General features: G+C 70.6%; 8 protein-coding genes. 5 read left to right on the top strand and 3 right to left on the bottom strand.

What is annotated here, in order from left to right:
* Nucleotides 1-158: 158 nt before the first annotated feature.
* Entirely contained in the window at nucleotides 159-2,276 is a 2,118-nt protein-coding gene (locus tag L942_RS20040) for a RecQ family ATP-dependent DNA helicase (RefSeq protein ID WP_037362551.1), read from the bottom strand.
* Between the two features lie 166 nt (nucleotides 2,277-2,442).
* On the opposite strand from L942_RS20040, the gene nadD reads away from it, so the two are divergent.
* From nadD to L942_RS20015, 5 genes are read left to right on the top strand one after another with little or no spacing between them, the layout of a single operon-like run.
* On the top strand, nucleotides 2,443-3,042 hold the full coding sequence (nadD, locus tag L942_RS20035; protein WP_081655139.1) for a nicotinate-nucleotide adenylyltransferase: 600 nt from the start codon (nucleotides 2,443-2,445) through the stop codon (nucleotides 3,040-3,042).
* Between the two features lie 44 nt (nucleotides 3,043-3,086).
* Entirely contained in the window at nucleotides 3,087-3,494 is a 408-nt protein-coding gene (rsfS, locus tag L942_RS20030) for a ribosome silencing factor (RefSeq protein ID WP_037362547.1), read from the top strand.
* The gene (locus L942_RS20025) at nucleotides 3,491-4,105 is read left to right on the top strand and encodes a histidine phosphatase family protein (RefSeq protein WP_037362544.1); all 615 of its coding nucleotides are present in this window, start codon (nucleotides 3,491-3,493) and stop codon (nucleotides 4,103-4,105) included. The genes rsfS and L942_RS20025 overlap by 4 nt, the downstream gene beginning before the upstream one ends.
* A gap of 4 nt (nucleotides 4,106-4,109) precedes the next feature.
* Nucleotides 4,110-4,838: a diglucosylglycerate octanoyltransferase gene (octT, locus tag L942_RS20020; RefSeq protein WP_037362542.1), complete on the top strand. Its 729-nt coding sequence runs from the start codon at nucleotides 4,110-4,112 to the stop codon at nucleotides 4,836-4,838.
* Between the two features lie 4 nt (nucleotides 4,839-4,842).
* Entirely contained in the window at nucleotides 4,843-5,688 is an 846-nt protein-coding gene (locus tag L942_RS20015; RefSeq protein ID WP_037362540.1) for a DegV family protein, read from the top strand.
* Here L942_RS20015 and L942_RS20010 read toward each other — a convergent pair.
* Both L942_RS20010 and L942_RS20005 read right to left on the bottom strand, forming a co-directional pair.
* Nucleotides 5,685-6,503: a DUF3626 domain-containing protein gene (locus tag L942_RS20010; protein ID WP_081655138.1), complete on the bottom strand. Its 819-nt coding sequence runs from the start codon at nucleotides 6,501-6,503 to the stop codon at nucleotides 5,685-5,687. The two genes, L942_RS20015 and L942_RS20010, sit on opposite strands and share 4 nt — an antisense overlap.
* A gap of 5 nt (nucleotides 6,504-6,508) precedes the next feature.
* The gene (locus L942_RS20005) at nucleotides 6,509-7,432 is read right to left on the bottom strand and encodes a GNAT family N-acetyltransferase (protein ID WP_037362538.1); all 924 of its coding nucleotides are present in this window, start codon (nucleotides 7,430-7,432) and stop codon (nucleotides 6,509-6,511) included.
* Nucleotides 7,433-7,847: the final 415 nt, after the last annotated feature.

Genomic DNA, 7,847 nt, shown 5'->3' with positions numbered 1-7,847 from the left:
GGCCGCTCGCCTCGCCAGACCACCCAGGCCTCCGGCCGCTCGCCTCGCCAGACCACCCAGGCCCCCGGCCCCCGGCCTCACCTGACCGCCCAGTCACAGTGGCTCGCTAGACCGCCCAGTCACGGAAGCCCCGCGAGACCACCCGGCCCGAGCGCATCTCAAGCAGTAGTCGCCAACGCGAACGGCAGCACCTCCTCCGCCCCGGCCCGGCGCAGCAGCCGGGCTGCCAGGGTCATCGTCCAGCCGGTGTCGATCAGGTCGTCCACCAGCAGCACCGGCCCGCGGGTCTGCGCGACGCTCGCCGCCACGTCCTCCGGGAGGCTCAGCCTCCGCCACAAATCGGCCAGTCGTTGCGCGCTGTTCGCTTGCCGCGGCGGTGGTCCGGCCGACGCCAGCTCTCCCAGGTAATCCAGCCGGCCGATCGCCGACAGCCGCAGTGCGAGGCTGTCGACCAGTTGCGGTCGCGTCGCCGACGGGATCGCCACCACCGCCACCGGACGTCGCGCCCACTGCCATCCCGCGAGCACCTTCACGCACGCGTCGAACACCGAGTCGGGGACCTCGGCGTCCGGCGCGCCCGGGCCGAGCAACTCGCGCAGCCGGCCGCCCCAGCCGACGTCCGTGAGCCGGCCCAGCACCTGTCCCGGCTCGGCTTGCTCTTCCGTCTTGATCCGGCCCGACAGCGGCACGTCGAGCCCTTTCATCCCGCTCGGCCATTGCTTGCGCGGCGCCACCTCGACCCCGGGCCGGTCCAGCCGTTCCCGCGTGGCACCCGCGATTTCCTCGGACACCGCCGTGCTCCAGTGCTCCCCGGTGCAGTTGTCGCACCGGCCGCACGGCGCTGCCTCCGGATCGTCGAGCTGCCGCCGCAGATACTCCATCCGGCACCCGGCGGTGCGGATGTACCCGAGCATCGCCTCCTGCTCGGCCGCCCGTGCGACACCGACGCGCTCGTACCGTTCCCGGTCGTACTCCCACGGCTGCCCGGTGCTTTCCCAGCCGCCGCGCACCCGGCGCACCGCACCGTCCACATCGAGCACCTTCAGCACCATCTCCAGCCGCGACCGGGAAAGCTCGACCGACGGCTCGAGCGCGGCTGTCGAAAGTGGACGGTCGGCGTACGCGAGCGCGTTGAGCACCTGCGTGACGCGCAGTTCGTCCGGGAACGCCAGCGACCCGAAATACGCCCAGATCGCCTTGTCCTCCCGCCCGGGAAGCAGCACCACCTCGGCCCGCTCGACGCCGCGGCCGGCTCGGCCGACCTGCTGGTAGTAGGCGATCGGCGACGACGGCGCGCCGAGGTGCACCACGAACCCGAGGTCCGGCTTGTCGAACCCCATGCCGAGCGCCGACGTCGCCACCAGCGCCTTGACCCGGTTGGCCAGCAGGTCGTCCTCCGCGGCCTGGCGGTCGGCCGGATCGGTTTTCCCGGTGTAGGCGGCCACCGGATAGCCGCGGTCGGACAGCAGCGCGGTGACGTCGTGCGCGGCGGCGACGGTGAGCGTGTAGATGATGCCCGACCCCGGCAGCTCCGCCAGGTGCTCGGCGAGCCAGGCCAGCCGGGCCTCGTCGCTGGGCAGTTCGGCCACGGCCAGCCGCAGGCTTTCCCGGTCGAGCGGGCCGCGCAGGACGAGCGTGTCCGTCTCGCCGCCGATCCCGAGCTGCTCGGCGACGTCCGTGGCCACCCGGTCGTTCGCGGTCGCGGTGGTGGCCAGCACCGGCACGCCTTCGGGCAGGTCGCCCAGCAGCGTGCGCAGCCGCCGGTAGTCCGGCCGGAAATCGTGACCCCAGTCGGAAATGCAATGCGCCTCGTCCACCACCAGCAGGCCGGCGCTGGCGGTGAGCTTCGGCAGCACGCTGTCGCGGAAATCCGGGTTGTTCAACCGCTCCGGGCTGACCAGCAGCACGTCCACCTCGCCCGCGGCAACCGACGCCTGGACCTGGTCCCACTCCTGCGCGTTCGCCGAGTTGATGGTGGCCGCGTGGATGCCCGCCCGGGCGGCGGCGGAGATCTGGTTGCGCATCAGGGCGAGCAGCGGCGACACGATGACCGTCGGTCCCGCTCCCTGTTCCCGCAGCAGCGCGGTGGCCAGGAAGTACACGGCCGACTTCCCCCATCCGGTGCGCTGCACGACGAGCGCGCGCCGGTGGTGCGCGACCAGTGCCTCGATGGCGGTCCACTGGTCTTCTCGGAGGGCGGCGTCGTCTCCGGCGAGCGCGCGGAGCAGGGTCTCCGCGCGGGTCCGGAGGTCTGGGGTGGTATCGGTGGTGTCCACGTCCCCCGGTCTACCCCATGCCTCCGACAATTCCGGAGCCGCCCGCGTCCGAACGGACAGTTTCCAGCCGGAGACGCAGAGTTATGTGACTCATGTCACAACCGTAACCTAGGTCGCAGCCGCGACGGGAAGCCCTCGCGTGCCCGCGCGTATAGGCTCACCGGCTATGTCACCACGCCGGATCGGGGTCATGGGCGGCACCTTCGACCCCGTGCACCACGGCCACCTCGTCGCGGCCAGCGAGGTCCAGTCGCGGTTCGCGCTCGACGAGGTCATCTTCGTGCCGACCGGGCAGCCGTGGCAGAAGTCCGGCCGCCGCGTCACGCGCGCCGAGGACCGCTACCTGATGACGGTCATCGCCACCGCGTCCAACCCGGTCTTCTCGGTGAGCCGGGTCGACATCGACCGCGGCGGCCAGACCTACACCGTCGACACGCTGCGGGACCTGCACGAGGAGTACCCGGACGACGAGCTGTTCTTCATCACCGGGGCCGACGCCCTCGAGCAGATCCTCACCTGGCACAAGGCCGACGAGCTGTTCGACTTCGCGCATTTCATCGGCGTCACCCGCCCGGGCTACCGGCTCAACTCGCACCATCTGCCGAGCGGCAAGGTGAGCCTGGTCGAGGTCACCGCCATGGCCATCTCGTCCACCGGCTGCCGCGAACGCGTCGAGCGCGGCGAGCCGGTCTGGTACCTCGTGCCCGACGGCGTTGTGCGCTACATCGCCAAGAAGGACCTCTACCGCAAGGACGCCGACGCCTGACCGGGTACCCTCGTCCGGGCGTACCCGAAATCCGAAGGAGCACTGTGGCAGCGACGTCCGAGGCACGGGACCTGGCGGTGGCGGCCGCGCACGCGGCGGCGGACAAGCTGGCCAGCGACGTGGTCGTCCTGGACGTGTCCGAGCAGCTCGTGATCACCGACGCGTTCGTGATCGCGTCTGCGGCGAACGAGCGGCAGGTCGGCGCGATCGTCGACAACGTGGAGGAAAAGCTCCGCATCGAGGGGCACAAGCCGGTGCGGCGCGAAGGCGCCCGCGAGGGCCGCTGGGTGCTGCTCGACTACGTCGACGTCGTCGTGCACGTCCAGCACGCGGACGAGCGCTCGTTCTACGGCCTCGAGCGGCTGTGGAAGGACTGCCCGCGAATCGAGGTCGAAGGGCTGGCGACGGTCCCCGCCGACGACACCGGCGACGCGGACGGTCCGGAGGCGTGAGCCCGCGGCGGCTGCTGCTCTGGCGGCACGGCGAGACGGACTACAACGCCGCCGGCCGCATGCAGGGACACCTCGATTCGGCGCTGACCCCGGTCGGCTGGAACCAGGCGCGGTTCGCCGTGCCCGCGCTCGCGCGGTTCGCGCCGGAGCTGGTGATCGCCTCCGACCTGCGCCGCGCCACCGACACCGCGACGGTGCTCACCGAGGCGATCGGCGTGCCGCTGCAGATCGACAAGCGGCTGCGCGAGACGCATCTCGGCGAATGGCAGGGCCTGACCGGGGCCGAGGTCGACGAGGCCTACCCCGGCGACCGCGAGCTGTGGCGCTCCGACGCCGCCTGGGCGCCGCCGGGCGGCGAGTCCCGGGTCGAGGTGGCCGAACGCGCCGCCGAGGTGGTCGACGATTTGATGCAGCCGAACTCCGGAGCCGGGGAATCGGTCCTGCTCGCCTCGCACGGCGGCCTGATCCTCGCGCTGACCGCGAAGCTGCTCGGCCTCCCGGTCGAGGTCTGGCCGTCGCTCGGCGGGATCATGAACTGCCACTGGGTCGACCTCGGCCACCGCGAGGGGAAGTGGCGGTTGCACGCGTACAACGCGGGCATCACCGGCTGACCCGATGAGCCCGCAGCTGCTCGTCTTCGGCGATTCCCTCTGTTTCCACGGCCCCGAGGGCCCTTGCGCGGCCGACGATCCGCGCCTGTGGCCGAACGTCGCCGCGAATGCGCTGTCCGGGCAAGCCGATCTCGTCGCTGGCATCGGCTGGACCGCGCGCGACCTGTGGTGGTCCCTCACCGGCGACCCGCGCGTGTGGGCGGATCTGCGCCGCGTTGACGCTGTCGTGCTCGCTGTCGGTCACATGGACACGCTGCCGTCGCCGTTGCCGACGTACTTGCGTCAGGGACTTCGCTACCTTCGCCCCGACGGCGTGCGTCGCGTTGTACGCGGCGCTTATCTTGCTGCGCAGCCACGGTTGTCTGTCGTGATGCGCGGTCGTCCTCGCGTCCTTCCCGCCCGGCTGAGCGTGCGCTATCTCGACCAGTCCGTCGAAGCGTTGCGTGCGTTGCGGCCTGAGTTGCCGATATTTGGGATGCTGCCTTCGGTACACCGCGCTGACGCGTACGGGCGCGTACACACAGGACGCGCTGAAGCGGCCGAAGCGCTCGCTTCGTGGGCCGCGCGACGCGAAGTGCCCTTGCTCGACACGCCCGGCGTCGTTGGCGAACATGTCTTGAGCGGCGCGGGAAATCCCGACGGCATGCACTGGGGATGGGCCGGACACGAAGCGGTCGGCACGGCGATGGCGAAACTCGTTGCCCCGCACCTCGGCCTCGGCAACGTAGGCTGACGACGTGTCGGTCGCCGTGGTCACGGATTCCACCGCGCACCTGCCCGAAGGCTTCGCCGAGCGGCACTCGGTGCGGGTGGTGCCCCTGCATGTCCTCGTAGAAGGCGTGTGCTCGCTCGACGGCGTCGAAATGGGCCCCGCCGCGCTCGCGGAAGCGCTGGGGGAGCGCAAGCTCGTCACCACTTCCCGGCCCACGCCGGCCGAGTTCGCCGCCGAATTCCGGGCCGCGCTCGACGCGGGCGCCGACGCGGTCGTGTCCGTGCACCTGTCGCGCGAACTGTCAGGCACCTGGGAAGCCGCCGTTCTGGCCGCGGAGGAAGTCGGTTCCGATCGGGTCCGCGTCGTCGATTCCCGCACCACAGCGATGGGATTGGGCTTCGCCGCCCTGCACGCCGCGGACGCCGCCGCTTCTGGAGCGAGCCCGGCCGAAGTCGAAGCGGCCGCGACGAAAGCGGCGGAACGGTCGTCGACGTTGTTCGTGGTCGAGACGCTGGAACACCTGCGCCGCGGCGGCCGGATCGGCTCGGCCGCGGCGTTGCTCGGCACCGCGCTGGCGGTGAAACCGGTGCTGCACATGTCCGACGGCCGGATCCTGCCGCTGGAGAAAGTCCGCACGATGAACCGGGCGATCGCGCGGTTGGTCGAGCTTTCCGTGCGGGCGGCGGGCACCGGACCGGTCGAGCTGGCGGTGCATCACCTGGCCTCGCCGGAGCGGGCCGTCGAACTGGCCAACCGGCTCGAGGAAGCGATTCCGGGGTGCGCCGGGGGATGCGTGGTGTCGGAAATCGGCGCGGTCATCGGCGCGCACACCGGGCCTGGCGTGCTCGGTGTGGTGGTGCAGCGCGCCTAGCCGAGTTCCTGGTTGCCGAACCGCGCGAGAAGGTGCCAGACGCGCTTGAGATCTTGCATGTCCTGGCCGGTGGCTTTCCCGAGTATCCGCGGGTCGAGTTGTCCGTTCTCGGCCAGTTCGGCACCGAGCGCGGTGTACTCCGGTCCTCGGTAATCAGGGTGCCGGAGCAGCTCCGCGGTGGTGAGCCGGAAGCCTGCGTGCCATTCGACTCGCCCGAGTTTTCGGGCCGCCGCCTCGATTTCCGTTCCTCGGTAGGACGGATCGAGCACCAGCGCTTCGACATCCCGAGCCAGGTCCACCTCTCCGTGCACCTGCGCTTCGATGTAGTCGTCGAGCAGGTCTTTGTCGTCCGCCTCGGCCATCGCCACCAGCTCAGACAGATGCGCTTCGACGCCGAAGGAGGTCGGCTCGAAGACACTGTCCGGATAGGTGAAAGTCGTTCGGGACAGGGTGTGCCGGGCGAGCCGCAAATGTGCCGAACCGAACCGCGGTGAGCCGCCGGTCTTGCGGGCGCGGAAGTTCAGCGACCCGTACTTCGGCCGGTGCGCCGCGGCAGCCTCGTCGTAGGCGCCGCCGAACAACCGGCTTTCCCAGCGCGAGCGGTCTCCTCCTGGATACGCGGTCAGCCCGCCGTTGCTGACGCCGGTCTCGAACTGCGAGCGATACCGGCCGTCTCGCGCCATGCGTTCCAGGATCGGCACCCCGCCGACCAGTCGGTCCGGGTGGAAATGCAAGGTGACCCGCCAGGTCGGATCCGCTGGCTCACCAGCGGCCATTGTCGCGATGTGGGCGACCGCGCGTTCCCATGGCTTCATTCGGATCACGGCCAGGACATGGTGATCGTGCGCTCGAAGTTGACATACCCGGCAGGCCGGAACGCGTTCGCCATCGGGACGTTGCCGAGATCCGTCGCCGCCCGGATGCGGGGCACCTGTTGCGCGGCAAGAATTCGGGTGCCCTCGGCGAGAATGTCGTCGAGGTAGCCGTTGCCGCGATGCTCGGGGACAACGGCGAGGTGCCCGATGACGGGGTGGTAATCGTTGCGTGCTGGCGTGACGAACCCGATCGGCGTGCCGTCGGGCAGCGTGGCGACCCGCCACCCGTCCCTGGGGCTGCGGTAGTGCGCCAGTTCGTCCTCGTAGTGCCGGATCGCCGCGGCACGGGCGGACATCCGGGTCAGGTTGTCGCGGCTGTGGGCGTCGAGGGTCCCGGCCAGGACGCGGGTCATCAAGTCGAGAACCTCGTCCTCGTCGCGGATCTTCCGGAAGACCAACCGGTTTCCCGTCGGGACGACTGAAGTGCCTGGCTGCCACTCGAAGCGCAGTCGCTCCGCGAGCAACCGCGCACCGGTCTGTTCGAGCGCGTTCATCCGGTCTTCGACCATGCTCCGGGTTCCTGGTTCTTCGCGCCATTCCGTCGGGACTATCCGGTGGTAGGCCGGAGGCCGGGCACCGGCGGGCAGAATCGCCGCCAGCGCGCTCCGGAGCAGCGATGCGCCGGCTGCTACGTCTTCGAGATCGAAAACGTCCAGCAGAAACGGCGCAGCCTGCCCGGGGCGGCCCCACCACGCGGCCCTGGCGACGAGTTCTCCTCCGCGAAGCGCGACCCACATCCACTCGGGCCTGCGTCGGCTAGTGGCGAGGTCGTCGGCGAGTTCATCGTCGAGGGCGTAGGTGAGCTGGCAGAAGAGATCGAGTTCTCCCGGTCCGGAGACCGCGCGCAAGGTCAGGTCGGTGTGGTTCAAGGCTGCGGCATGCTCCCGTTCGACGGCTGCTTGCCAGGTCTAGCGGATGATCGCGGCAGGTGCGAACCCTTTTCGAGCACCGGTGCCGCAGGCCGAACCCGCCAGTATGACCGCGGTCCCCGACAATTCTCGGCGCGCTTCGGGCGGGGACGGCAGAGTTGTCCCCAAGGGGCGGGTTGTCCACAGATCGCGCGAAACGCCCTCGCCGCCGGATCGGCCGACGCCTAGCGTCGATCGTGTGTTCGAGCAGTCCGCCCGAGACCAGGGCACCCCCGTCAACGTCAGGCTCACCTGGCTGGCCGACCAGCTGGCCGCGGTCTCGCACCACGCCGGACCCGGCAGCCGGCCGGCCCGCCGCTGGCTGTCCGTCGGCCGCGCGGGCCGATCCGCGCGCGACCGGGCGAGTGTGTCTTCA

This window comes from Amycolatopsis orientalis DSM 43388 (assembly GCF_000411975.1).
In the GTDB taxonomy this organism is placed as follows: Bacteria; Actinomycetota; Actinomycetes; order Mycobacteriales; family Pseudonocardiaceae; genus Amycolatopsis; species Amycolatopsis orientalis_D.
This window is presented reverse-complemented; position numbering and strand designations above follow the sequence as displayed.

Excerpts from the sequence above, each read along its gene's own strand:
- L942_RS20010 (WP_081655138.1), bottom strand. The coding sequence starts at position 6,503 with ATGAAGCCATGGGAACGCGCGGTCGCCCACATCGCGACAATGGCCGCT.
- octT (WP_037362542.1), top strand. The coding sequence starts at position 4,110 with ATGAGCCCGCAGCTGCTCGTCTTCGGCGATTCCCTCTGTTTCCACGGC.
- nadD (WP_081655139.1), top strand. The coding sequence starts at position 2,443 with ATGTCACCACGCCGGATCGGGGTCATGGGCGGCACCTTCGACCCCGTG.